We start from the raw sequence: 22,052 nt of genomic DNA, 5'->3' as shown, positions 1-22,052 counted from the left end.
GGCCGATCAGATGCGGCGCGCGAGCGCCGCGTTGCCGGTGATGCGTTGTGGTGGAGGCGCAGAAGACGTTGCGCCTGAGCTTTGTGTGCCGGAGCCATGAGGTCCCTGAATGTCTTTCGCCTGGTTCGGCGGCGCCCCGGCGGTAGCAGATGCCCCCTCCGGCCGCAATGGCCGGGGCGGCGCGAACAGGAAGCCCTGGCCGAACCGCACGTCGTAGTCGAGCAGATCGACCACGGCGCGCTCGCCCTCGATCCGCTCGGCGATCAGGTCGATGCCGAAGCGGCCGAGCAGGTCCGAGAGGTCGGACGGATGGATGTCGGAGGTCGAGGCCTGCCTGGGATCGAGCAGCAGCGCGGCCGGCACCTTGATGAAGCGTACCCCGCGATCGGCCAGCTCGCGCGGCTCGATCCTGAGATCCGTGACATGGTCGATCGAGAAGCGGAAGCCGCGCTGAGCGAGCGCGGCGAGGTTCTCGGTCTCGGCCGGGCCGAGATGGCGGAACGTCGACTGCTTGAACTCCAGCACCAGTGAGGGCGCGAGCGCGCGGTTGGCTTCGAGGAAGTCGAGGCATTGCGTGAAGGTGGTGGAATTGCCGAGCGTGGAGGCCGCCACGTTACAGAACACGCCGACGTCCTTGTTGCGCACCATCAGGCGCCGCAGCACCTGCACGCAGCGCAGCATCACCATGTTGTCGATGCGCCCGATCAGCCCGGAGGCTTCGGCGATGCTGATGAACTCCTCGGCGGCGATCAGCTGGTCGCGCTCGTCGCGCAGGCGCGTCACCGCCTCGTAGAACCGCACCTTGCGCTGCGGCAGCGTTACCATCGGCTGCAGGAAGATGTCGATGCGGTTCTCGTCGATCGCATTGCGCAGCGTCGCCAACAACTGGGTCTGATTGCGTCCATTGCCGCTCTGAACCGGGTTGGCGGTTTGGGCCTGAATCGCCGGCGCCGGCCGCGGCGGCACGGAAAGCGGAGGAGGGGCGACCGGCTTCTCCTCCTCGTGGGGAGCGGCCAAATCGACCGGCATCTCCGGCTCGGGCCTCGTGACCGGGGCGGGAGCCGGCGCGTTGCCGGCCAGCAGATCCTCATGGGCAGCCACGGTGGTGGCGAGCTGCCTGACCAATCCGCCCAGTTCGTTGATCTCGCCGATGACCGACTGGACGCGGTCGGAATTGGTCGAATTGGACGAGGCGATGCGGCCCTCGAGCGCTGCAAGCCGGCGGCCGAACTCGGCCACCTGCCGGGCGAGGTCGGCAGTGCCCCGCGAGAGGTCGGCAATCTGGCCGCCGACGTCGCTGCGGTCGCGCAGCCGCATCGACACCGCGTTGTAGAGGATCAGGAAGGTCAGCGCGGTCAGCGCCACGATCGCCGATTCCGTTCCGCTGATGCCGGCGACCGAATAGAGCACGAGCCCGAGCGAGGCCGCGACCAGGACCATGCAGATGGCGATGAAGATCGTCGAAATGCGAATCATGCCGCGCGTTCGCCTCAAGAGCTGACTGCTTCACCCGGGAAAACACGGGCCGCGTCCGAACCCGTCACGCCTCATGCTCCCCGAAGCACGCATGAAGCTAACATCATTGTTGATTCGAGGGGATAGCGACCGTCTCACAGTCCGGTCGGTCCGCCGCCGAAAGGCTTCTATCGGTATATCTGGACCCGCGATCACGCTCATCGCGCCCGAGACGCGGTCGGGCCAAGCTCCGGGCTGATCGCCCCCGCTCAAAATGGCGCGGGGGCGCCGACCGTGTCGGCCGAGACGGCTTCGCGGCTGCCGAGCGGCTTCGGCCGTCCGGTGGTGGTGTCGCGCAGCGTCTGCCGTTCGATCTCCGAGTTCAACTCGGCGCCGAACATGATGACGATCGCCGACATCCACATCCACATCATCAGGCCGATCGCAGCGCCCAGAGAGCCGTAGGTCGCATTGTAATTGGCGAATTCCGAGAGGTACCAGGAGAGCAGGGCCGAGCCGGCGATCCAGAGGATGGCCGCCGTCACCGCCCCAAGGCTGAGCCATTGCCATCGCGGGGCGTCGCGGCTCGGGGCGAAGCGGTAGAGGATGGCGAGCGCCACGAGCAGGATCAGGAACAGCAGCGGCCATCGGGCCAACGCCACGATCAATTTGCTTTCGGGCGCCATGCCGAGATGATTGAGCGCTAGCGGGAAGGCGACGACGGCCCCCACCATCAGCAGCAGTGCCACGATGCCGCCGACGGTGAAGGCCAGCGAGACCATGTTCAGGCGGATGAAGCTGCGCTTCTCGCGTTCCTCATAGGCGACATTGAGGGCGTCGAAGATCGCCTTGACCCCGGCATTGGCGCTCCAGATCGCAAGCACAAAGCCGAACAGGAATGTGGCCCCCAGCGCCGTGTTGCCCTTCGAGACCACGCGCCCGACCTGCTCCTCGACGATCTCGAACGTGCCCTGGGGCAGCATCATCGCCAGCTTCTGGAGGTTGGCGCTGATCGTGGCGGGATCGGCGAACAGGCCATAGGAAGAGACGACCGCCGTGACTGCGGGGAAGATCGCGAGCAGCCCGAAGAAGACGACGCCGCCCGCCGTCGCGAGCAGGCGATCCTCGTCGATACGCTGATAGGTCCGCCAGAAAATGTCCTTCCAGCCCGACCAAGGGATGTCGAATGGACTTTTCGCCCGGCGGCCACGGCCGGGCTGCACGGCGGCGCTCGCCGGGCTCGTTTCCGGTGAGTTCGCTTCGGCTTTGCGGTGGTCCTGCGGAGGCCCCAACCGGATCAGGCCAGAATCCTGAAAGTAGCGCTCCGCCGTCAGCACGAAGACCGCCGTCGCCGCCACCAGCAGCCAGGAGTCGATCGGTTCGGAGCGCCGCGCCAGCATCATGCCCCCAGACTGTGCCTGTGGCGCCGCCTCCGGGCGGCCGTCAGTCCGACCAGACCGACGGCCGCGAGCATCAGGCCAAGTTGCACGGGGCGGTTGGCGCGGACCGGCCAGGTGCTGTTGCCGTAATGTTTGCCGCCGTGACCGCGTTCGCCCGGCGCGAGCGGTGCGAGGGGAATTGTCGTTGCGACCTCCTTCACCGCCTGCTTGACCGTTCCGCGCGGGATCCGCGGCGTCGCGACCGCCACGCGCAGGCGGCTCGCAAGCGGCACGATCGGCTTGGGCTTGCGCCTCATCTGCGCCATCGCCACCCCGGCACAGACCGCAGCCAACACCAGCAGCACTGCGCCGACCGCGCCAAAACCCCAGAATTGCCCGTAACTGATGGCGATCCAGCGGTACAGGGCGATCAGCCCGACGAAAAGTGCCGCGACAACGAACAGGCCCGCGGCTGCGAACAGTCCGCCGGCCACGGCGTAAGATGTCACCTTGCCCGTTGCCTGGCTGGTCTGGTCACGCAGATAGGATTGAGCGGCGCGTTTGAGGTGGTTGAGCTTGAGCGCCACGCCGGCGCGCAGCAATTCGCCCGATGGCGCGAGCATGCGGACATCCTCCGAGAGCGAAAAAATGCATCGGAGGATGAACGTGGCGCTATTTGACTTGTTCCGAAGCGCGCGCGTCGCAAAGGCTCAGCCGAGATCGGCGGCTGCGATCCAGAACACCTCGCCCTCGGAATCTTCGGTGTCGAGCCAGAGCAGCGGCAAGTCCGGAAAGGCCTCGTCGACCAGCTCGCGGCCGCGCCCGATCTCGCAGATCAGCCCGCCGTCCGGCGTCAGGTGATCGGGCGCATCGCGCAGGATGCGGCGCACCACGTCGAGACCGTCGGCGCCGCCGTCGAAGGCGAGCTTTGGTTCGGCCCGGCACTCGGGCGGCAGCGCCGCCATGCCCTCGGCATCGACGTAAGGCGGGTTGGTGATGATCAGGTCGTATCTGTTGCCGCCGAGCGGGGCGAAAAGGTCGCCGCGATGGAGGCTGATCCGGTCCGCCAGCCCGTATTCGCCGACATTGCGGGCGGCGACTTCAAGCGCACCCTTGGAGATATCGACGGCATCGACGGTGGCGTTCGGGAAATGATGCGCGGCGAGGATCGCAAGGCATCCCGATCCCGTGCAGAGATCGAGCACGCGCGCCACGGCCGTTGGATCATCGATCAACGAGCCGGCATCGCCGTCGCCGCCGAAATGCGAATCCAGCAGCTCGCCGATGAACGAGCGCGGAACGATGACGCGCTCGTCGACATAGAAGGGCAGGCCGCGCATATAGATCTTGTTGACGAGATAGGCGGCCGGTTTGCGCGTTGTGACGCGCTTATGAATCAGATCGATGATGGCCTTGCCTTCCGCTGCGGTGACGCGCGCGTTGGCGAAGATATCGAATTGTTCGGGATTGAGATGCAGCGCCTCGCAGATCAGGAAGGCGGCTTCCGCGACCGGGTCGATGGTGCCGTGGGCAAAGGCGAGCCTGGCTTCGACGAAGCGGCTCACCGCATAGCGGACGAAGTCGAGCAGCGTGACAAGCTCGCCGGGCCCCACCTTTGCAAACTTCGGCGCCGCGCGGCCGCGCGCGGTCTTTCTTGCAGTTTTTGCCATCAGGATTTCGTCCAGCGCGCGGCGGCCTCGTCGTCACGGGCGTGGGCCTCGACCCAGCCGGTGCCGGTGGCGCTCTCTTCTTTCTTCCAGAACGGTGCACTGGTCTTGAGATAGTCCATCAGGAACTCGGCCGCCTGGAATGCGGCCTGGCGGTGCTGCGAGGCGGTCAGCACCAGCACGATGTTCTGGCCGGGCATAAGGCGGCCGACGCGGTGAATCACCGTGACGCCATTCAGCGGCCAACGCGAGGTCGCCTCCTCGACATGGCGCTTGATCTCCTCTTCCGCCATGCCCGGATAATGTTCGAGCGTGAGCGCGGCGATCTTCGCGCTCTCCTCGTCGGCGCGGCAAATGCCGGAGAAGCTCACGACCGCGCCGATGTCGGTGCGGCTCTTGGTCAGGACCGCGATCTCGCGCGCGATGTCGAAATCGTCCTCCTGGATGCGGATGGTGACGGGACAGGTCATGATCGTGCCGCTTCGACACCTCTCCCATCGGGAGAGGTCGCGCCGAAGGCGCGGGTGAGGGGATACGCCCTCTCGTGAGACCTCTGTCCCATCACCCGGATCGCGCCGGACGATGCTTTGCATCGCCGCGAGCGATCCGACCTCTCCCCGTTGAGAGGTGAGGCGGCGCCGCACGCTGGTCTGTTCCAGGACATCGGCCTAGCCGCCGGTCATCGGCGGGAAGAACGCGATCTCGCCGGCGCCGGCGATCACGGCGTCTGATTTGACGTGGGCGCGGTCGATCGCGGCGCGGATCACCTTCGGCTTCTCGAATGCATACGCATGGGCCTCGCTTTGGCCGGAGAGCCAGGCGATCAGCTCCTCGACGGTGCGCACGCTTCCCGGCGGCTCGATCGTCTCTTCGGCCTTGCCGACGCGTTCGCGCACCCAGGCGAAATACTTCACCTTCATCCCTCGTCCTCCTTGATGAGGTGATGGATGCCGGCGCGGAAATAGTCGTAGCCGGTGTACATGGTGAGGATCGCAGAAGCCCACAGCAGCGCCAGTCCGATCATCGAGACGACCGGCACCACCTCGTCCCCGGCTGGACCAGCGAGCAGGAAGCCGATGGCGACGAGCTGGACCGTGGTCTTCCATTTGGCGAGCTTGGTCACGGGCACGCTGACGCGCAGCGCGGCGAGGTATTCGCGCAGGCCCGAGACCAGGATCTCGCGGCACAGGATCACGATGGCGGCCCACAGCGACCAGCCGTGGATGATGCCGTCCGCGGCCAGCATCAGCAGGCAGGAGGCAACCAGCAGCTTGTCGGCGATCGGGTCGAGCATCCGGCCGAACGCCGATTGCTGATTCCAGATCCGCGCATAATAGCCGTCGAGGTAATCAGTCACCCCGGCCGCGATGAAAAGGGCGACGGCGAGCCAGCGCAGCCAGAGCGGCTGATCCAGAATCGACTGCGCATAGATGCATCCGACCACGACCGGGATCGCGGCGATCCGGCCATAGGTCAGGATGTTGGGGAGGGACATCGCGCGGCTGGTCGTCCCTCGTGTCGTGGCGATGTTCATCCGTCCTACCAATACCGCTCGGGCCCCAAGGTCAACCGTTCCGCTCCCCAGATGGGCGCGGGATGCAACGACCATATGACCGCGGCCCCCCTTTAGTTCATCCCGGCTGAGGATGGAAATATTCGAAAATCCTGCGGGCGCTCTCGGCGCTCACCCCCGGAACCTTGCCGAGATCGGCGATTGAGGCCCGTTCGATCTCCTTCAGGGTTCCGAAATGGTGCAGCAAGGCACGTTTGCGTGACGGGCCGATGCCCGGAATCTCCTGCAAGCCGGCCTCGCGGATGTCCTTCTTGCGCAGCTTGCGGTGCGAACCGATGACGAAGCGGTGGGCCTCGTCGCGCAGGCGCTGGATGAAATAGAGCACGGGATCGCGCGGCTCGAGTTTGATGGCCTCGCGTTCCGGCATGAACAGGGTCTCGCGGCCGGCATCCCGGTCCGGCCCCTTGGCGACGGACATCAGCGACACCTGGGTCAGGCCGAGATTTGCAAAGATCTCGCGAACGGCGTTGAGCTGGCCGCGGCCGCCGTCGATGATGACGAGGTCGGGCCATTGCGGGAAATCGTCGTCCTTGGCCTTGTCGTTTTCCCTGGCTGCACCGTCCTCGGGGGGATTGATCAGGCGCTTGAAGCGGCGCTCGAGCACCTCGCGCATCATGGCGTAGTCGTCGCCGGGCGTCAGCCCTTCCGACTTGATGTTGAACTTGCGGTACTGGTTCTTCACGAAGCCGTCGGGGCCGGCGACGATCATGGCGCCGACCGCATTGGTGCCCTGGATATGGCTGTTGTCATAGACCTCGATACGCTTGGGCGCATGCGGCAGGTTCAGCGTCGCGGCCATGGCCTCGAGCAGGCGGCTTTGCGTTGCGGTGTCCGCGAGCTTGCGGCCGAGCGCCTCGCGCGCATTGGTCAGCGCGTGAGTGACCAGCTCCTTCTTCTCGCCGCGCTTGGGCGCAGTGATCTCGACCTTGTGGCCGGCCTTGATCGAGAGCGCATTGGCGAGCAGCTCGCATTCCTCGATCTCGTGCGAGAGCAGGATGTTCCTCGGCGGCGGCTTGTCATCGTAGAACTGGGCGAGCAACGAGCCGAGCACCTCTTCCGGCGTAAAGCTCTTTTCCGCGCGCGGAAAATAGGCGCGGTTGCCCCAGTTCTGGCCGGTGCGGAAGAAGAACACCTCGACGCAGGAGAAGCCGCCCTCCTGGTGGATGGCGAACACGTCGGCTTCCTCCACCGTGCGCGGATTGATGCCCTGCTGCGACTGGATCGCCGACAGTGCGGCGAGGCGGTCGCGGTAGAGTGCGGCGCGCTCGAATTCGAGCTCGCTGGCCGCCTTCTCCATCTCGCCGGCGAGCTCCTGCTTCACCGCATGGCTCTTGCCGGAAAGAAAGTCGCTGGCCTCGCGCACCAGCGTCGAATAACCGCCGAAATCGATCTCGCGGGTGCACGGACCGGCGCAGCGGCGGATCTGATACAGCAGGCAGGGGCGGGTGCGGCTCTCGAAGAAGGAATCGGTGCAGGAGCGGATCAGGAACGCGCGCTGCAGCGCCGTGATGGTGCGGTTGACCGCGCCGGCGGAGGCGAACGGGCCGAAATAGCGGCCGGGCCGGGTCTGTGCGCCGCGATGTTTCAGGATCTGCGGCGCCCAATGGTCGCCGGTGATCAGGATATAGGGGAACGACTTGTCGTCGCGCAGCTGCACGTTGAAGCGCGGCCGCAGCTGCTTGATGAGGTTGGCTTCCAGCAGCAGGGCCTCGGTCTCGGTGTTGGTCGAGACGATCTCCACGGTCACGGTGGCCGCGATCATGCGCAGGATGCGGGCCGGCAGCGGCGCACTCTGGCGCGCATAGCTGGACAGTCGCTTTTTGACGTTCTTGGCCTTGCCGACATAGAGCACGTCGGCGTTCGCATTGAGCATGCGATAGACGCCGGGCGAGGTGGGTGCGAGCCGAACCGCGCGCTCGATCGCCTCATGACCGGTCGCCAGCGGGCCTTCGCCAACCGCGCCGCTCTCTTCCAGGATATCCGGCAGCAGCGCATCGTCCTCGTCGTCGCCGCCCGCTGCCGCGGGATCGACGTCCGGCGCTGCCAGGCGCTCGGGCGGCGCGTCGGTCGCACCAGGGCGCGGCGACTTACGCGCGCGGTCGTCCGGATTGTCGGAGGAATCGTGAACCATGGGGCGAATTTAGGTGCTGGGGGGGCCGATTTGAAGTTCCGGCCTTGCTGCACGCACAGGATGGCGGCCAGTTCCCGGTAACGCTTCCTTAAGTCTGTTAAGCGGGCGGTAACCCGACTTAACAGCCCTTTAACTTAAAACTCTCGATAAATCCTGCGCGAAAAGTTCTTGGTTCCGTAACCATGCGACGGTGTCGGCGCGGCGGCGCGGACATCGCGAGGGGTTGCGACAGTTGCGTTGGAGTGAGTGATGAAGAGGTTCGTTGTGGGCGCAGCCGCGTTGGTTGCCGCCGGCTGGACAGCTTCGGCAGAGGCCGCCGATCTCAATTACGGGCAGCGTGCGCCCTATACCGTCAATCAGCCGCTCAATGCCTATAGCTGGGCAGGTCCCTATCTCGGGGGCAACATCGGCTATGAGTGGGGCTCGGTCGACAACAACCCGACGAAGCCGTCGGGCTTCGTCGGCGGTGTCCAAGCCGGCTACAATTTCCAGAACGGCCCGTGGGTGTTCGGTGTCGAAGGCGACATCCAGGCGAGCGGTGCCGACGATACCTTTGCGCCGTGGAAATTCTCCAATCCGTGGTTCGGCACCCTGCGCGGCCGCGCCGGCTATGCGTTCAGCAATGTGCTGTTCTACGGCACCGCCGGTCTCGTTTTCGGCGAGCTGCGTGGGCAGACCTTTGGCTGGACGGAGTCGCACACCACCGCGGGCTGGACCATCGGTGCTGGCGCGGAAGTCGGCCTCGCGCCGAACTGGAGCGCCAAGCTCGAATATCTCTACATCGATCTGTCGACGAGCCAGTTCGCCATTACGGGCGTGTCAAACGGCTATAGCGCCAGCGTTGTCCGCGCAGGCGTGAACTATCACTTCTGACATCCAAAGAAGAAAATACCGGACCAGCCTCCCGGCCGCTCGCGGCCGGGATTTTTTTACTCAGGGCTCGCTAAAGCATGATCCGGAAAAGTGCGAAGCGGTTTTCCGGAAAGATCATGCGTAAACAACAAGCTAAAGCGCGATGACGATTCATCCAAATCTCATTGCGCTTTAGGAGAGGATCACCAAATTGACCGCTTTCGGTCCCTTCCCCTTCTTGTCCGGTTCGACTTCGAAAGTAATACGCTGTCCTTCGGCAAGGTCTTTCAGTCCCGCCCGCTCCACAGCGGTGATGTGAACGAAGACATCGCGACCGCCGTCATCGGGCTTGATGAAGCCGTAGCCGCGCTCGCCGTTGAAGAACTTGACCGTTCCCGTCATGGCCATCGGGAAACTCCCCCTCATTGCTCCTCCGCCGCGACGCAGACTCACGTCACGACATGACCGGGCCTCACGGAGCCCGGGAGCTGGCCATCCTTGGACGGACCTCATCGGTCCGGCGGGATCTTTCTTAGGGCCTTCACTCCGCCGCAACCATTCGCGGAAGCGGAACGTAAAGCCAGTCACAGAAACAGCATAATACGGTTCTTTGCAGATTGACTACGGGTCCTGCATATTTTTCCCAAGAATGCCGGAGTGTTACAGTCTCGGCACCTCCAATCGGAATCTGGCAGCCCCGCCCTGGCCGAGCGGCATTTCCAGCTCGGGCAGGATGGTCTTGAGCTCGCCGTGCAGCGTATAGGGCGGATTGACGATCAGGAGCCCGGTGGAGGTGAGGGCGGCGCCGTCGGCTTGCGGCGCGACGCTGAATTCGAGGCGCAGGCATTTCCCCGGCGGCTTTGCTGCAGCTGCGAGCCGCGCGACCGTTTGGGCCAGCGTGTCGGTGGCCCGCCGATTCTTGGCCGGATACCAAATAACATAGATACCGGTCGGCCATTTTGCGAAGGCCGCCGCGAAGGCCTCGCCCAGCCGCTCGAACTCGTCCTTGGCTTCGAACGGCGGGTCGATCAGCACGAGGCCGCGCCGCTCCTTCGGCGGCACGAAGGCCGGCAGCGCCACCCAGCCGTCGAGATCGACCACGCGGGCCTGCTCGTCGCGGCGCAGCACGTCGATCAGCGCTTTCCGCGCCTTCGGCTCGAGCTCGCAGGCGACGAGGCGGTCTTGCGGTCTGAGCAGGCCGCGCGCAATCAGCGGCGAGCCTGGATAAGCCCTAAGCTCGCCCTTCGGATTGAAGGCGCGGACGATGTCGAGATAGGGCTTGATCAGCGCCGCGGTCTCGTTCGACAGGCGCGCCTGCAGCAGCCGCGCAATGCCGGTCAGCCATTCGCCGCCGCGGCGCGCCTCGTCGCTGTCGAGATCGTAGAGCCCGGCGCCGGCATGGGTGTCGATGACGCGGAACGCCGCGGGCTTGTCCTGCAAGTAAGTGAGGATGCGCGCCAGCACGATGTGCTTGATGACATCGGCGAAGCTGCCGGCGTGGAAGGCGTGGCGGTAGTTCATGAAACAGCACTACGCTACGTGATCGCTTCAGCAAAGAGGCACGATCACATGTCCCGGACGCGGTGCAGCGCGTAACGCTGCGCCGCTGAGCCGGGACCCAGCTCTTTCTCGTATTGGGCCTCAGATCAGCAGCGCACTACGCCGCGGTTCGCGGCGTAGTGCGCTGAATCCCGGCCACAAGAGCGGGGCTACCCGCCCCTGATCGGCGGCATCGTCACCTGGTCGCGGCGGCAGGCGCGGCGCTCGATCTCGTCGCAGGCGCGGAATTGCAGGTCCTTGCTGAGGCAGATGCGGACCTCGGAGAGCCGGGTCCGGTTGCAGGTGACCGAGATGGCGGCATTGCTGAGACCGGGATTGGCCTTGATGAAGGCTTCCTCGACCTCCGCCGGCGCCACGGTCTTGGCCTGCGACAGATCGAGATATTCGGGCGGAATCTTGATCGCGGCGCGCGCCTTGCGGATCGTCTCGAAATAGCTGCGGCCTTCGAGCCCGGAGCAGGTGCCGTGTTTGTCCCATTCGTTGAAGATCAGGCCCGGCGCCGGCATCAGGTCGAGCATCGAGGAGACGATGCTGCGATTCAGCCGCGGCGCCGGCCGCTGGCAGTATTCCGGAAAGCCGTTCTCATATTGCGGCCACAGCCCATGCACCACGAAAGCGTAGGGCCGTCCGCCGCATTGCATCTGTGACCGGCCGCCGCGTTCTGCCGCTTCCTCGCAGAACGATGGCGACCATGACAGCGAAAGCACATAGAAGTCGAATTCGCCGGGCGCGTTCTGCCGCTTGTCCTGGGCCTTCGCACCGCCGGCGAGAGTTGCCAACCCGGCAGCAAGGGTCAGCGAGATCATCAGACGGGACAACGAACGCAATCTGGAATGAAACATGGCGACGCCCTCAACTAGACTGTGCACGCAGCCTAGCAGGCGGTTGGAACATTTCAAGAACAAAATTTGGAGCCGCTCTCGTGCGCCGGCCGATCAGCCCGAATCAGGCGCTCTTCGGATCAGGGTTTGGCGGCGCGGCAGGCCGGGTTGTAGGCCCAATTGCGATCGAGCCCGACCACGCACCACTCGACGCCGTTGCCGTAGCCGGCAAAGCCGCCGTCCTCGATGAGCGAGAAATGCACCCTGCGCACCTTGCCGTCGTTGAGCATGGCGTCAGCGGTGCAATAGCGGCGCGGAATGTTATCGGACTGCCAGGGGCGGAACGCGACCTCGCGAACGGCCGAGAAGCCGGTGATCTTCAAGGAGGAATTCCAGAACGAGCTTTCTTTCTCCCAGAACTGGGTGGCGATCGTCGGCAGCGCCTTGTCGCAATCGGCAACGGCGCCGTCGTAGCGCGGGCCGCTCAGCCAGAAATTCAGCTCAAGTCCGTTGGCGGCCTTGGCTTCGCCGAGCGACAGTGCCCCGAACATGAGGCCGAGCACGGCGGCGAAGCGGAGCGATTTCGAGGAGGGGGCGCGCATGATCAATCCAGACAGCTGAGGTCTTGCGAAGGTCGGACGGTGCCGCGAAGGCCGGGGGAGGTCAAGTGCAGCGCGGCAACACTTCGCCAGGAGTTGACCAAGACGTCGCGGCCAACTGGCCTTCGGTTCTTTTCACTTCCATCCCGGCACCGTAAACTGCCGCTAACAAATTGGAGTGACAGGAATGCGAATCATTGCGGCCGCGGGCCTTCTTGCCTTGGGGTTGATGGCGAGCCAGTCGGCGCGCGCCGATATCCTTCCGGTGCCTCCGTTCAAGGGCAACGACACCGGCGGCATCATCGCCTATTCGATGGCGACCCAGGTCGACGCGCGGCAGGTCGCGGTCGATCACTGCGCACGCTACGGCAAGGTCGCGAAATTCCTCGGCGTGCAGGCCTATGAGGGCGGTTACATCTCGTTCTCCTGCCGCTGGGTGCCCTATGGCGCCGCCGATCGGCCGATCCGCACGCTCTACTGAGGCGTTGTCGAAACGCCGCAATCTGTTGGCCGGGAGCTTCCCACATGACGCGCAAACTCGCTTTGCTCGGCTCGACGCTTTGCCTCGCGTTGTCGGCAGGTAGCGCCAGTGCCGATGACCTGCCGGTGCGCAAGGCCGGTCTTTGGGAGATGAAGCTGGTCACATCAGGCTCGCCCGTGCCCGAGATGACCATGCAGCACTGCACCGACGAGACCGTCGACAAGGAGATGAGCAACAACGTCTCCCCGATGGCCAAGCAGATCTGCGCCAAGCAGGAGATCAGGAAGACCGCGACCGGCTATGTCAGCGATTCCGAGTGCAGCGTCGCCGGCGTCAGCACGACCTCGCATGCCGAGATCACTGGCGATTTCAACTCGGCCTACACGGTGAAGACGACCTCGCATGCGCAAGGCGGCGTCGCCGGCGCGGCGGGGCGCGACAACACCACGACGCTGCAAGCCAAGTGGCTGGGAGCCTGCAAGCCGGAGCAAAAGCCCGGCGACATCGTGATGCCAGGCGGTTTCAAGATGAACGTGCGCGACATGGACAAGCTGAAGGCGCTGCTGCCGAAGTAGGGTGAGATGGTCGTGAGACCGTAGCCCGAGCTACACCGGAATCCTCACGCTCGCCCTCAATCCGCCCATCGGGCTGTCACCCAGCGTGATGTCGCCGCCATGCGAGCGGGCGATGTCGCGGGCGATGGCGAGGCCGAGGCCGGTGCCGCCTTCGTCCTGGTTGCGGGCGTTGTCCAGCCGGAGGAACGGCTTGAACACCTCTTCGCGCAAGTGAGCGGGAATGCCTGGGCCGTCGTCGTCGATCGTGACGGTGAGATAACGGTGATCGCGCTGGCCTGTGATGGCGATCGCCTTGCCGTAGCGCGCCGCGTTGGTGACGAGGTTGGCGAGGCAGCGCTTGAACGAGGCGGCCTTCACCGTCACCACCGGCAACCCGTGGAAGGCCACGGTTGCAGTGTGGCCATGGCGCTCGGCATCGCTGCGCAACTCCTCGAGCGCTTGCGCCATGTCGGTCGGCTGCGACTGCTCGCCGGAATCGCCGCGGGCAAACGCGAGGTAATCCTCGAGCATCATCGACATCTCGTCGACATCCTTGCGCATGCCCTCGAGCTCGGGGCTGTCGCCGATCAGCGCCAGCTCGAGCTTGAAGCGGGTCAGGATGGTGCGCAGATCGTGGCTGACGCCGGCGAGCATCGCGGTGCGCTGCTCCATCGTGCGCTCGATGCGCGACTTCATCTCGAGGAAGGCGACCGCCGCGCGCCGCACCTCGCGTGCACCACGCGGCCTGAAATTTGGCGCCTCGCGGCCCTTGCCAAAACTTTCGGCGGCATCGGCAAGGCGCAGGATCGGCTTGATCTGGTTGCGCAGGAACAGCACAGCGACGATCAGGAGGATCGAGGACGTGCCGACCATCCAGAACAGGAAAATCTCCGAATTCGAGGCATAGGCGGCGCTGCGCTGCGCGAACACGCGCATCACGGCGTCGTCGAGCTGGATGCGGATTTCGACCAGGTTGGAGCGGCCGACCGTGTCGATCCAGAACGAGCGTCCGATCTGGCGGCCGAGCTGCACCGACAGCGTCTGATCGAGCAGCGAGAAGAACGGCTTCGGCCCTGGCGGCGGCATGTCGCCGGCGGGCAGGAAGTCGACGACGAGGCCGAGACGCTGTTGCGCGATGCGGCGGATCTGGTCGCGGTCCTTGTCTTGCGGATAGCCCTTGTAGACGTCGATCAGCGCGGCGATGTCCTGCACCACGGCAGCGGACAATCTGCGCGTCACCGTGTTCCAGTGCCGCTCCATGAACACGAAGGCGACGACCGATTGCAGCACCACCATCGGCACGATCATGATGAGGAGCGCGCGGGCATAGAGGCCGGTCGGCATCCAGCCCTTGAACGCATTGCCCATCCAGCCATTGGCCGCCGAAACGCGGCCGGCGGCGCTCTTCAGAAGCGTCAGGCCGGTATCGATCGTGCTCATCTAGCGCGCTTCACTGATTTATGGCGAGGCAACCAGGCGGTAGCCGATGCCGCGCACCGCCTGCAAAAACAGCGGATTGGCGGGATCGGTCTCGATCTTGCGCCTGAGGCGGTTGATCTGCACGTCGACGGCGCGCTCGTTGACGCTGCCATTGCCGGTCAGTGCGCTGCGCGGCACGGTCTCGCCCGGCGTCTCCGCGAGAATCCGCAGCATCTCGCGCTCGCGATCGGTGAGGTGGATGACCTCCTCGCCCTGGCGCAACTCGCCGCGATCGAGATGGTAGACGTAGGGACCGAACGCGATCTTCTCGACGGTCGTGGCCTGCGGCGGCGGCGCGGCGCGCTTGAGGATGTTGTTGATGCGCAGCGCAAGCTCGCGCGGCTCGAAAGGCTTTGCCACGTAATCGTCGGCGCCGATCTGGAGGCCCTCGATACGGGCTTCGGCCTCGTGCCGCGCCGTCAGCATCACGATCGGCACCGAGGACGAGGTCCGGATGAAGCGGGCAAGGTCGAAGCCGGTCTCGCCGGGCATCATGACGTCGAGGATCAGGAGATCGAAATGCAGGCCCAGCAGTTTCGAGCGGGCATCGCCGGCGCTCGCCGCGGTGGTGACGCGGTAGCCCTCACTGGCGAGAAAGCGCGAGAGCAGATCGCGGATGCGGCGATCGTCATCGACCAGCAGCAGATGCGGGGCATCGTCGGCGGGTTGCACCGGCGGGCGGGCGAGCGTGGCAGCGAGCACGGTCACTCCTTGGCGTCGTGGTTGACGGAAGCGAAGATCGTCTCGAGCACCTTGTCCGGATCGTCGCGGTCGATCATCGCGCGTAGGAAGCGCTTCACGATCTCGGCGTCCTGCGGAGCCAACTCCGCGAGCGCCCTGGTGATCCGCGTGGTCTGGAGCCCGGCGAGCTTCTGCACCAGCGCCTCGCCCTTCGGTGTCGCGTAAAGCAGACGCTGGCGGCGATCATTGTCACCGGTCTTCTGCACGATGTAGCCCTCGTCCAGGAGCTGCTTGAGCACCCGGCCGAGCGACTGCTTTGTGATGCGCAGGACGTCGAGGAGGTCGGCGACCTTGAGGCCGGGATAGCGATAGACGAAATGCATGACGCGGTGGTGGGCGCGGCCGAAGCCGAACGCCTCCAGCTCCTGGTCGGGATCGCCGACGAAGTCGCGATAGGCGAAGAACAAGAGCTCGATGATATCCCAGCGCAAATTGCCTCCATCAGACGCGGCGGGCCGAGATTCGGCGACGTCAGGAGAAGAGGCTGCGAAATTTATGTCAGGCATATTGACGTATCTTGGGTTCAATGTTACAAAACGATCGACCCGGACGAAATTTTAGATCGTTTTCGCGTCGGGCGGTGTCGAAGCAGGGACGGCGAAAAGGGCCGGACAGGCGACGACGGCCGGATCAGATCTACCGTGCGATTGTCGAGCGGCATTTCGGCAAAACATACTGGACTTCCGCCTTCCGCAAAAGCATGTCCTCGGCGACATGCTGGCCACGGAAACCGGCCGTAACAAGGCTGGCGGCGGTCCGGCCAAGAACCCAATCAAGCCAGCCGGGCCCGAAACGGGCAGGCGGGCGCCAGAACAGCGCCGCAACCGGCAGCGGGAGGCAAGGACATGAGCATGAAATTCGACATCCAGCCCGCATCCAATCCGACGTCCGAAAAGGACCGTATCGCCAAGCTGGTGGACCCCGGCTTCGGGCGGGTTTTCACCGATCACATGGCGATCGTCCGCTACAATCAGGCCAAGAGCGGCTGGTACGAAGCGCGGATCGAGGCGCGCGCCAACTTCCAGCTCGATCCGGCCGGCGCGGTCCTGCACTACGCCCAGGAAATTTTTGAAGGCCTCAAGGCCTACAAGCGCGACGATGGCGGGGTGAACCTGTTCCGCCCCGACGCCAATGCGCGCCGCTTCAAGGACTCGGCGGACCGCATGGCAATGGCTCAGTTGCCTGAGGATGTCTTCATCGAGGCGGTCGAGCAGGTCGTGCGCATCGACCGCGCCTGGATGCCGGGCGGCGAGGGCAGCCTGTATTTGCGCCCCTTCATGATCGCGAGCGAGACCTTCCTCGGCGTCAAGCCGTCGTCGGAGTATATTTTTGCGGTGATCGCGTCGCCCGTCGGCTCCTATTTCAAGGGCGGGCCTGCGCCGGTCTCGATCTGGGTCTCCGAGAACTACACGCGCGCCGCGATCGGCGGCACCGGCGCGGTCAAGTGCGGTGGCAATTATGCCGCGAGCCTGCGCGCCCAGGCGGAAGCGATCCAGCACGGCTGCGATCAGGTGGTGTTTCTCGATGCGGTCGAGCGCCGCTATATCGAGGAGCTCGGCGGGATGAACATCTTCTTCGTGTTCGACGACGGCTCGCTCTCGACGCCGCCGCTCGGCACCATCCTGCCCGGCATCACCCGCGACTCCATCATCACGCTGGCACGCGATGCCGGCAAGACCGTGCGCGAGGAGCCGTATTCGCTCGAGCAGTGGCGCAAGGATGCGGCCTCAGGCAAGCTGAAGGAAGCGTTTGCCTGCGGCACTGCCGCCGTCATCTCGCCGATCGGCAAGGTGCGCTCGGTGAGCGGCGATTTCGAGATCTCGGGCGGCGCCGCCGGCCCCGTCGCCATGGGTCTGCGCAAGCAGCTCGTCGACATCCAGTACGGCCGCACCAACGATCCGCACAACTGGATACGGAAAGTCTTCTAGGATTCTCGTGTCCCCGACGCGGCGCAGCACTTCTTCAGCGGTGCGCCGCAGAGCCGGGACCCATCCCAGCGTCAATGGACCCCGGATCAGCAGCGCACCACGCCGCCAAGAGGCGGCGCGCTGGGGAGCGCCGGCTGGCATCTGGCACGAGCAGCCGTAGGACGGTTGCCGCCTCCCGCGTCGGCTGGTAAACGCCGCGCATGGCCGAGAAACCCAAAAAACCCCAGAAACTGAAGGCGCGCCTGCCGCGCGGGCTCGAGGATCGCGATCCCGCCGCGATCCGGGCGACGCGCGAGATGGTCGAGAAGATCCGCGCCGTCTACGAGCTCTACGGTTTCGAGCCGGTGGAGACGCCGGCGATGGAGTACACCGACGCGCTCGGAAAATTCCTGCCCGATCAGGATCGTCCGAACGAGGGCGTGTTCTCGTTCCAGGACGACGACGAGCAGTGGATCAGCCTGCGCTACGATCTGACCGCGCCGCTCGCCCGCTATGTCGCCGAGAATTTCGACACACTGCCAAAGCCCTATCGCAGCTATCGGGCCGGCTACGTGTTCCGCAACGAGAAGCCCGGCCCCGGCCGCTTCCGCCAGTTCATGCAGTTCGATGCCGACACCGTCGGCTCGGCGACGCCGGCGGCGGATGCCGAGATCTGCATGATGGCGGCGGACACGATGGAAGCGCTCGGCATTGCGCGTGGCCAGTATGTGGTGAAGGTGAACAATCGCAAGGTGCTCGATGGCGTTCTGGAAGCCATCGGTCTGGCGGGTGAGGAAAATGCGGCACGCCGACTGACCGTGCTGCGAGCGATCGACAAGCTGGACAAGTTTTCCGCCGACGAAGTGCGCAAGCTGCTTGGTCCTGGACGATGGGATGGCGGCGAAGAAGGCAAGGGCGACTTCACGAAAGGCGCCAATTTGAGCGCGGCGGAGGCTGACGTTGTTCTCGCCATCACCAAGACGCGCGAAGATTGGAAAGACGCCATCGCGGCGGCAGAGGCTTATCTCGCCAAGAGCGAAGTCGGTCAGGCCGGTGTCAGCGAGCTGGAAGAGATCGCCAAGCTGGTGACGGCGTCGGGTTACGGGGCAGATCGCATCAAGATCGATCCCTCCGTCGTGCGCGGTCTCGAATATTACACCGGTCCCGTCTACGAGGTCGAACTGCTGCTCGACACCAAGGACGAGAAGGGCCGCCCGGTACGCTTCGGCTCGGTCGGCGGCGGTGGCCGCTATGACGGCCTCGTCTCGCGCTTCCGCGGCGAGCCGGTGCCGGCGACCGGTTTCTCGATCGGCGTGTCGCGGCTGCAGGCGGCGCTGACGCTGCTCGGCAAGCTCGACACGCGGCCCGAGTTCGGTCCCGTCGTCGTCACCGTGTTCGACCGCGACCGTGTCGCCGACTACCAGAAGATGGTGGCAAGCTTGCGCACCGCCGGCATCCGCGCCGAGCTCTATCTCGGCAATCCCAAGAACATGGGCAACCAGCTCAAATATGGCGACCGCCGCAACTCACCTTGCGTCATCATCCAGGGCTCGGACGAGAAGGCGCGTGGCGAGGTGCAGATCAAGGATCTGGTCGAGGGCGCCAAGGCGGCGGCCGCGATCGCCTCCAATCAGGAATGGCGCGAGAGCAGGCCGGCGCAGTTCTCGTGCAGCGAGGCGGATATCGTCGCCAAGGTGCGCGAGATCCTGGCGCGCCATGACGTGAGCTGGGGCTAGCTATTCGCAGGCAGCGTCATGCGCGGGCTTGTCCCGGGCATCCGCGTCTTGTTTGATGGCGACCGTCAATGGCCGGTGTTCGGCCGCAAGGGAGAAAAAAATGCCTGAGATCACCATCAGCATGGCCGAAGGCCGCACGGACGAACAGAAGGCCGGCATGATGCGCGACATCACCCAGGCGCTGGTGAAGAATCTCGGCGTCGACGCCGATGCCGTCGTCATCCAGATCAACGAAGCCCCGCTCCGCCACAAGATGAAGGGCGGCAAGACGTTCGTGGAGCGCGCGGCGGCCGCAAAGAAGTAGTTTCGGCTGGCGCGGCATTTTCCGCTGGTCGTCCCGGACAAGCGTCAGCGCGGATCCGGGACGCAAGCCCCAGGGAACGGTTGTGGGGTGAAGCGGTAACTCCGAGTCCCTGCAATCACGAGGTTCTGTGGTTATGGATCCCGGATCGGCGCGCGCTCAAGGCGCGCTTGTCCGGGACGACACCTTGTTTGAGGCACCATGGACGCACGCGACTTCATCAAGGTTGGCATGAGCGCCGAGCGCACGCTGGTGGTGCCAGTGGAGCGCACCGTCGGGCACTTCGTGCCCGGCATGCCTTTCGTTTACGCGACGCCGATGATGATCCTGGAGATGGAGATGACATCCGGCGATGCGATCCGCTCAGCGCTTCAGCCGGGCTGGGTCACCGTCGGCACCGAGGTCGACATCCGCCATCTTGCCGCTGCGCTCGTCGGCGCGACGGTGCGGACCACCGCAAAGGTGGTCGCCGTCGAGCGCCGCGTCATCCGCTTCGATGTCGAGGCCTTCGAGGGCACGCGCAAGCTTGGCGAGGGCCGCCACGCCCGCGGGCTCGTGAATGTCGAGCTGTTCAACAAGCGGCTAGCCGCAGGCTCGAAATCGTAGGGCGGGCAAAAGGCGCGGAGCGCCGTGCCCATCATCTTTCCCGAATCTCGATCGAAATGGTGGGCACGCTTTCGCTTTGCCCGTCTTACGGCACTTTTCTATTTCGCCAATTCCTTCGACCGCTTCGTCGCCGCCGCGATGGCGCGGATCATCAGATCGCGCAACCCCGGTTCGCCCATCAGCACGCCGAGCGCCGCGGCCGTGGTGCCGCCGGGCGAGGTGACGTTCTGGCGCAGCGTGCTGGCGGGCAGCTCTGAGCGGTGCAGCAGCTCGCCGGAGCCGGTGACGGTTTCGCGGGCGAGCTTCGTCGCCAGCGCCTCGGGCAAGCCCGCTTCGACGCCGGCCCGCGCCAGCTCCTCGGCGAGCAGGAAGACATAGGCCGGTCCCGAGCCGGAGACGGCCGTCACCGCGTCCATCAATCCTTCATCCTCGACCCATTCCACCGAGCCGGTGGCGCGCAGCAGCGCATCAGCCACCGCGCGCTGCGCGGGGCTGACGTTCTTCGCCGCGACGGCAACGGTGATGCCGCGGCCGATCGCGGCCGGCGTGTTCGGCATCGCGCGCACCACGGCGCCGCCGCAGACCTCTTCAAGCGAGGCGATCGTGGTGCCCGCCATGATCGAGACCACCGAGGTCTTGTCCGAGACGAACGGCTTCAGCTTGGCGCCGGCCTCGCGGAACATCTGCGGCTTCACCGCGACGACCAGCGTGTCGATCGCGCCCGCGGTCGCCGCGTCAGGATTGAGCACGACGCCCTTGGCGGCCAGCGCGGAGATCTCGGGCGCAACGTGCGGATCGATCACCGCAACGCGGCGCGGATCGAGTCCGCCCGCGAGCCATCCCGTCAGCATCGCGCCGCCCATCTTGCCGGCGCCGGCGAGCAGGATGGTGCCGGTGATGTTTTGGAGGGTGTTGTTTGCCATCGGTGATCACCACAAGCTCGGTGTCGTCCCGGCCTAGCGCGCAATTGCGCGCGGGGGGCCGGGACCCATAACCACGACTGGTTCTAGTGGATGGAGGTGTTGGCAACAAGCCGCGTGCCACAAGGGACATCACGCGGTATGGACTCCGGATCTGCGCGCGCTTTAGGCGCGCTTGTCCGGGACGACGCGGGGAGGGGGCGGCGGCTCCCTCAAGACCCCTACGCCTCGCCCACCGTGTCGAACATCGCCGCGTCCATGGCCTCCGCGGTGGTCTTGCCGGCCCACACCACGAACTGGAACGCCGGGAAGTAGCGCTCGCAGGCGTGAATGGCGCCGGCGAGCATGGCCTCGCATTGCGCGGTCGAGGCGGTGAGGCCGCCCGGCAGCACCAGAGCCTGGCGGTGCATGATCAAGCCGGTGTTGGTCCACAAATCGAAATGGCCGACCCACAGCTGCTCGTTCACGGCGGCGACGAGCCGCTGCACCTCGCTTCGCCGCGGCAGCGGAATTTTCATGTCGAAGGCACACGCCAGATGCAGCGCCTCGATCTCGGCCATCCAGGTGAAGGAGAGCTGGTAATCGGTCCATTGTCCCTTTGAGACAATCGTGAGTTCGTCTTCGCCAGAGCGTTCGAACGGCCAGTTGTTGCTGGCAGCGATATCCTCGACCACCGCGAGCGGATGGCTTCTGGAATCGGTAGTGCCTTCGAGCAGGGACATGCCGTCTCGACCTCTTGCCTTCTTGTTGTCTTTGATACGCACGCGGTTGGGTCCGGCGCGCGCTCCCCTAACGTCGTCGATCTCGGGAGTCGCTTTCGCAATCTCCTTCCGATCGGCGCGGCCTGTCGCGGATCAACTGATGTGATTTGCGGAATCTGCGCAACTGGGTCCCGAGTCCGTCCACAAGCCAGGACTCGTTCGTCCACAGCTGATCTCGGCCACAATTGTTAACGAATGAGAACAAATCGGAATCGGATTCCCGAAAACCCCCAGTCGCTAATTCCGCTGTGCGAGGGGGCGCACCGCCCCTGCAGCATGGGACCATGCGGTTTTGGGCTGCGGAACACGCTTGCTTGCTGCCCCCGACCGGCGGCATAGTTCCAGCCAGGTCGCTCAATCCCGGGCGGCCGATGTTCTCAGGGCGGGGTGAAAGTCCCCACCGGCGGTAAGGGCCGAAAGGCCCAAGCCCGCGAGCGCCTTCCGTGAGGGTCATCCCGAAGGGAAGGGTCAGCAGATTCGGTGCAACTCCGAAGCCGACGGTCAAAGTCCGGATGAAAGAGAACGGTCG

The 22,052-nt window shown here is 65.1% G+C and carries 24 protein-coding genes and 1 riboswitch; of the genes, 7 read left to right on the top strand and 17 right to left on the bottom strand.

Features of this window, described 5'->3' with window-relative positions:
* Positions 1 to 6: 6 nt before the first annotated feature.
* From EAV90_RS03190 to uvrC, 8 genes are all read right to left on the bottom strand, one after another.
* The gene (locus EAV90_RS03190; RefSeq protein WP_129142574.1) at positions 7 to 1,476 is read right to left on the bottom strand and encodes an EAL domain-containing protein; all 1,470 of its coding nucleotides are present in this window, start codon (positions 1,474 to 1,476) and stop codon (positions 7 to 9) included.
* A 248-nt stretch (positions 1,477 to 1,724) separates the two neighbouring features.
* The gene (locus EAV90_RS03185; RefSeq protein WP_122400983.1) at positions 1,725 to 2,855 is read right to left on the bottom strand and encodes a YihY/virulence factor BrkB family protein; all 1,131 of its coding nucleotides are present in this window, start codon (positions 2,853 to 2,855) and stop codon (positions 1,725 to 1,727) included.
* A complete protein-coding gene (locus EAV90_RS03180) occupies positions 2,855 to 3,457 on the bottom strand; it encodes a phage holin family protein (RefSeq protein ID WP_122400984.1) in 603 nt (200 codons plus the stop codon). The genes EAV90_RS03185 and EAV90_RS03180 overlap by 1 nt, the downstream gene beginning before the upstream one ends.
* 87 nt (positions 3,458 to 3,544) lie before the next feature.
* Positions 3,545 to 4,504 (bottom strand): 50S ribosomal protein L3 N(5)-glutamine methyltransferase, encoded by a 960-nt coding sequence (gene prmB, locus EAV90_RS03175; protein ID WP_129142573.1) that lies wholly within the window; start codon positions 4,502 to 4,504, stop codon positions 3,545 to 3,547.
* Positions 4,504 to 4,971: a molybdenum cofactor biosynthesis protein MoaE gene (locus EAV90_RS03170; protein ID WP_129142572.1), complete on the bottom strand. Its 468-nt coding sequence runs from the start codon at positions 4,969 to 4,971 to the stop codon at positions 4,504 to 4,506. Before EAV90_RS03170 ends, prmB begins: the two co-directional genes overlap by 1 nt.
* Positions 4,972 to 5,169: 198 nt before the next feature.
* Positions 5,170 to 5,421, bottom strand: a complete 252-nt coding sequence (gene moaD, locus EAV90_RS03165) for a molybdopterin converting factor subunit 1 (protein ID WP_122400987.1) — start codon at positions 5,419 to 5,421, stop codon at positions 5,170 to 5,172.
* The gene (gene pgsA, locus EAV90_RS03160) at positions 5,418 to 6,035 is read right to left on the bottom strand and encodes a CDP-diacylglycerol--glycerol-3-phosphate 3-phosphatidyltransferase (RefSeq protein ID WP_122400988.1); all 618 of its coding nucleotides are present in this window, start codon (positions 6,033 to 6,035) and stop codon (positions 5,418 to 5,420) included. The genes moaD and pgsA overlap by 4 nt, the downstream gene beginning before the upstream one ends.
* 97 nt (positions 6,036 to 6,132) lie before the next feature.
* On the bottom strand, positions 6,133 to 8,205 hold the full coding sequence (gene uvrC, locus EAV90_RS03155; protein WP_129142571.1) for an excinuclease ABC subunit UvrC: 2,073 nt from the start codon (positions 8,203 to 8,205) through the stop codon (positions 6,133 to 6,135).
* A gap of 249 nt (positions 8,206 to 8,454) precedes the next feature.
* Here uvrC and EAV90_RS03150 point away from each other — a divergent pair, with 249 nt between their 5' ends.
* Positions 8,455 to 9,078, top strand: a complete 624-nt coding sequence (locus tag EAV90_RS03150; RefSeq protein WP_164936754.1) for an outer membrane protein — start codon at positions 8,455 to 8,457, stop codon at positions 9,076 to 9,078.
* Between the two features lie 171 nt (positions 9,079 to 9,249).
* On the opposite strand, the gene EAV90_RS03145 is transcribed toward EAV90_RS03150, so the two are convergent.
* The 4 genes from EAV90_RS03145 to EAV90_RS03130 form a co-directional block, all read right to left on the bottom strand.
* On the bottom strand, positions 9,250 to 9,465 hold the full coding sequence (locus EAV90_RS03145) for a cold-shock protein (protein ID WP_008544396.1): 216 nt from the start codon (positions 9,463 to 9,465) through the stop codon (positions 9,250 to 9,252).
* A 252-nt stretch (positions 9,466 to 9,717) separates the two neighbouring features.
* Positions 9,718 to 10,578: a 23S rRNA (adenine(2030)-N(6))-methyltransferase RlmJ gene (locus EAV90_RS03140; RefSeq protein ID WP_129142569.1), complete on the bottom strand. Its 861-nt coding sequence runs from the start codon at positions 10,576 to 10,578 to the stop codon at positions 9,718 to 9,720.
* Positions 10,579 to 10,766: 188 nt separating this feature from the next.
* Positions 10,767 to 11,459: a ribonuclease T2 family protein gene (locus EAV90_RS03135; RefSeq protein WP_129142568.1), complete on the bottom strand. Its 693-nt coding sequence runs from the start codon at positions 11,457 to 11,459 to the stop codon at positions 10,767 to 10,769.
* Positions 11,460 to 11,578: 119 nt separating this feature from the next.
* Positions 11,579 to 12,040 carry a hypothetical protein gene (locus EAV90_RS03130; protein WP_162500122.1) on the bottom strand — a complete coding sequence of 154 codons (462 nt, stop codon included), beginning with the start codon at positions 12,038 to 12,040 and terminating at the stop codon, positions 11,579 to 11,581.
* A 184-nt stretch (positions 12,041 to 12,224) separates the two neighbouring features.
* Here EAV90_RS03130 and EAV90_RS03125 point away from each other — a divergent pair, with 184 nt between their 5' ends.
* Together EAV90_RS03125 and EAV90_RS03120 are read left to right on the top strand one after the other, a co-directional pair.
* A complete protein-coding gene (locus tag EAV90_RS03125) occupies positions 12,225 to 12,518 on the top strand; it encodes a hypothetical protein (RefSeq protein ID WP_122400994.1) in 294 nt (97 codons plus the stop codon).
* A 44-nt stretch (positions 12,519 to 12,562) separates the two neighbouring features.
* Positions 12,563 to 13,093, top strand: a complete 531-nt coding sequence (locus tag EAV90_RS03120) for a DUF3617 domain-containing protein (protein WP_129142567.1) — start codon at positions 12,563 to 12,565, stop codon at positions 13,091 to 13,093.
* Between the two features lie 30 nt (positions 13,094 to 13,123).
* Here the strand turns inward: EAV90_RS03120 and EAV90_RS03115 are convergent, their stop codons facing one another.
* From EAV90_RS03115 to EAV90_RS03105, 3 genes are read right to left on the bottom strand one after another with little or no spacing between them, the layout of a single operon-like run.
* A complete protein-coding gene (locus tag EAV90_RS03115; RefSeq protein WP_129142566.1) occupies positions 13,124 to 14,512 on the bottom strand; it encodes an ATP-binding protein in 1,389 nt (462 codons plus the stop codon).
* Positions 14,513 to 14,530: 18 nt separating this feature from the next.
* On the bottom strand, positions 14,531 to 15,259 hold the full coding sequence (locus EAV90_RS03110) for a response regulator (protein WP_122400997.1): 729 nt from the start codon (positions 15,257 to 15,259) through the stop codon (positions 14,531 to 14,533).
* Positions 15,256 to 15,798: a MarR family winged helix-turn-helix transcriptional regulator gene (locus tag EAV90_RS03105; RefSeq protein ID WP_129142565.1), complete on the bottom strand. Its 543-nt coding sequence runs from the start codon at positions 15,796 to 15,798 to the stop codon at positions 15,256 to 15,258. Before EAV90_RS03105 ends, EAV90_RS03110 begins: the two co-directional genes overlap by 4 nt.
* Before the next feature lie 339 nt (positions 15,799 to 16,137).
* Between EAV90_RS03105 and EAV90_RS03100 the strand changes: the two genes are divergently transcribed.
* The 4 genes from EAV90_RS03100 (at position 16,138) to EAV90_RS03085 (ending at position 19,842) form a co-directional block, all read left to right on the top strand.
* Positions 16,138 to 17,220, top strand: a complete 1,083-nt coding sequence (locus EAV90_RS03100; protein WP_129142564.1) for a branched-chain amino acid aminotransferase — start codon at positions 16,138 to 16,140, stop codon at positions 17,218 to 17,220.
* Positions 17,221 to 17,420: 200 nt separating this feature from the next.
* Positions 17,421 to 18,935, top strand: a complete 1,515-nt coding sequence (hisS, locus tag EAV90_RS03095; protein WP_129142563.1) for a histidine--tRNA ligase — start codon at positions 17,421 to 17,423, stop codon at positions 18,933 to 18,935.
* Positions 18,936 to 18,990: 55 nt separating this feature from the next.
* Entirely contained in the window at positions 18,991 to 19,239 is a 249-nt protein-coding gene (locus EAV90_RS03090) for a tautomerase family protein (protein WP_122401001.1), read from the top strand.
* Between the two features lie 198 nt (positions 19,240 to 19,437).
* Entirely contained in the window at positions 19,438 to 19,842 is a 405-nt protein-coding gene (locus EAV90_RS03085) for a thioesterase family protein (protein ID WP_129142562.1), read from the top strand.
* Positions 19,843 to 19,940: 98 nt separating this feature from the next.
* Here the strand turns inward: EAV90_RS03085 and proC are convergent, their stop codons facing one another.
* Both proC and EAV90_RS03075 read right to left on the bottom strand, forming a co-directional pair.
* Positions 19,941 to 20,765 (bottom strand): pyrroline-5-carboxylate reductase, encoded by an 825-nt coding sequence (gene proC / locus EAV90_RS03080; RefSeq protein ID WP_129142561.1) that lies wholly within the window; start codon positions 20,763 to 20,765, stop codon positions 19,941 to 19,943.
* Positions 20,766 to 20,983: 218 nt separating this feature from the next.
* Positions 20,984 to 21,484, bottom strand: a complete 501-nt coding sequence (locus tag EAV90_RS03075) for a type III secretion system chaperone family protein (protein ID WP_129142560.1) — start codon at positions 21,482 to 21,484, stop codon at positions 20,984 to 20,986.
* A gap of 408 nt (positions 21,485 to 21,892) precedes the next feature.
* A riboswitch (FMN riboswitch) is annotated at positions 21,893 to 22,051 on the top strand.
* Position 22,052: the final 1 nt, after the last annotated feature.

The sequence above is a fragment of the Bradyrhizobium vignae genome (genome assembly GCF_004114425.1).
GTDB lineage: Bacteria > Pseudomonadota > Alphaproteobacteria > Rhizobiales > Xanthobacteraceae > Bradyrhizobium > Bradyrhizobium vignae.
The sequence above is the reverse complement of the archived record's forward strand: the minus strand, read 5'-3'. Positions and strand labels throughout refer to the sequence as shown.

Bases quoted from the DNA above. Each gene is read 5' to 3' on its own strand.
- EAV90_RS03180 (WP_122400984.1), bottom strand. From the start codon at position 3,457: ATGCTCGCGCCATCGGGCGAATTGCTGCGCGCCGGCGTGGCGCTCAAG.
- moaD (WP_122400987.1), bottom strand. From the start codon at position 5,421: ATGAAGGTGAAGTATTTCGCCTGGGTGCGCGAACGCGTCGGCAAGGCC.
- EAV90_RS03115 (WP_129142566.1), bottom strand. From the start codon at position 14,512: ATGAGCACGATCGATACCGGCCTGACGCTTCTGAAGAGCGCCGCCGGC.
- EAV90_RS03135 (WP_129142568.1), bottom strand. From the start codon at position 11,459: ATGTTTCATTCCAGATTGCGTTCGTTGTCCCGTCTGATGATCTCGCTG.
- EAV90_RS03140 (WP_129142569.1), bottom strand. From the start codon at position 10,578: ATGAACTACCGCCACGCCTTCCACGCCGGCAGCTTCGCCGATGTCATC.
- EAV90_RS03170 (WP_129142572.1), bottom strand. From the start codon at position 4,971: ATGACCTGTCCCGTCACCATCCGCATCCAGGAGGACGATTTCGACATC.
- EAV90_RS03145 (WP_008544396.1), bottom strand. From the start codon at position 9,465: ATGGCCATGACGGGAACGGTCAAGTTCTTCAACGGCGAGCGCGGCTAC.
- uvrC (WP_129142571.1), bottom strand. From the start codon at position 8,205: ATGGTTCACGATTCCTCCGACAATCCGGACGACCGCGCGCGTAAGTCG.
- EAV90_RS03085 (WP_129142562.1), top strand. From the start codon at position 19,438: ATGGACGCACGCGACTTCATCAAGGTTGGCATGAGCGCCGAGCGCACG.
- EAV90_RS03125 (WP_122400994.1), top strand. From the start codon at position 12,225: ATGCGAATCATTGCGGCCGCGGGCCTTCTTGCCTTGGGGTTGATGGCG.
- EAV90_RS03150 (WP_164936754.1), top strand. From the start codon at position 8,455: ATGAAGAGGTTCGTTGTGGGCGCAGCCGCGTTGGTTGCCGCCGGCTGG.
- EAV90_RS03075 (WP_129142560.1), bottom strand. From the start codon at position 21,484: ATGTCCCTGCTCGAAGGCACTACCGATTCCAGAAGCCATCCGCTCGCG.
- EAV90_RS03120 (WP_129142567.1), top strand. From the start codon at position 12,563: ATGACGCGCAAACTCGCTTTGCTCGGCTCGACGCTTTGCCTCGCGTTG.
- EAV90_RS03090 (WP_122401001.1), top strand. From the start codon at position 18,991: ATGGCGACCGTCAATGGCCGGTGTTCGGCCGCAAGGGAGAAAAAAATG.
- EAV90_RS03130 (WP_162500122.1), bottom strand. From the start codon at position 12,040: ATGCGCGCCCCCTCCTCGAAATCGCTCCGCTTCGCCGCCGTGCTCGGC.
- EAV90_RS03105 (WP_129142565.1), bottom strand. From the start codon at position 15,798: ATGCCTGACATAAATTTCGCAGCCTCTTCTCCTGACGTCGCCGAATCT.
- proC (WP_129142561.1), bottom strand. From the start codon at position 20,765: ATGGCAAACAACACCCTCCAAAACATCACCGGCACCATCCTGCTCGCC.
- EAV90_RS03190 (WP_129142574.1), bottom strand. From the start codon at position 1,476: ATGATTCGCATTTCGACGATCTTCATCGCCATCTGCATGGTCCTGGTC.
- hisS (WP_129142563.1), top strand. From the start codon at position 17,421: ATGGCCGAGAAACCCAAAAAACCCCAGAAACTGAAGGCGCGCCTGCCG.
- EAV90_RS03100 (WP_129142564.1), top strand. From the start codon at position 16,138: ATGAGCATGAAATTCGACATCCAGCCCGCATCCAATCCGACGTCCGAA.
- prmB (WP_129142573.1), bottom strand. From the start codon at position 4,504: ATGGCAAAAACTGCAAGAAAGACCGCGCGCGGCCGCGCGGCGCCGAAG.
- EAV90_RS03185 (WP_122400983.1), bottom strand. From the start codon at position 2,855: ATGCTGGCGCGGCGCTCCGAACCGATCGACTCCTGGCTGCTGGTGGCG.
- pgsA (WP_122400988.1), bottom strand. From the start codon at position 6,035: ATGAACATCGCCACGACACGAGGGACGACCAGCCGCGCGATGTCCCTC.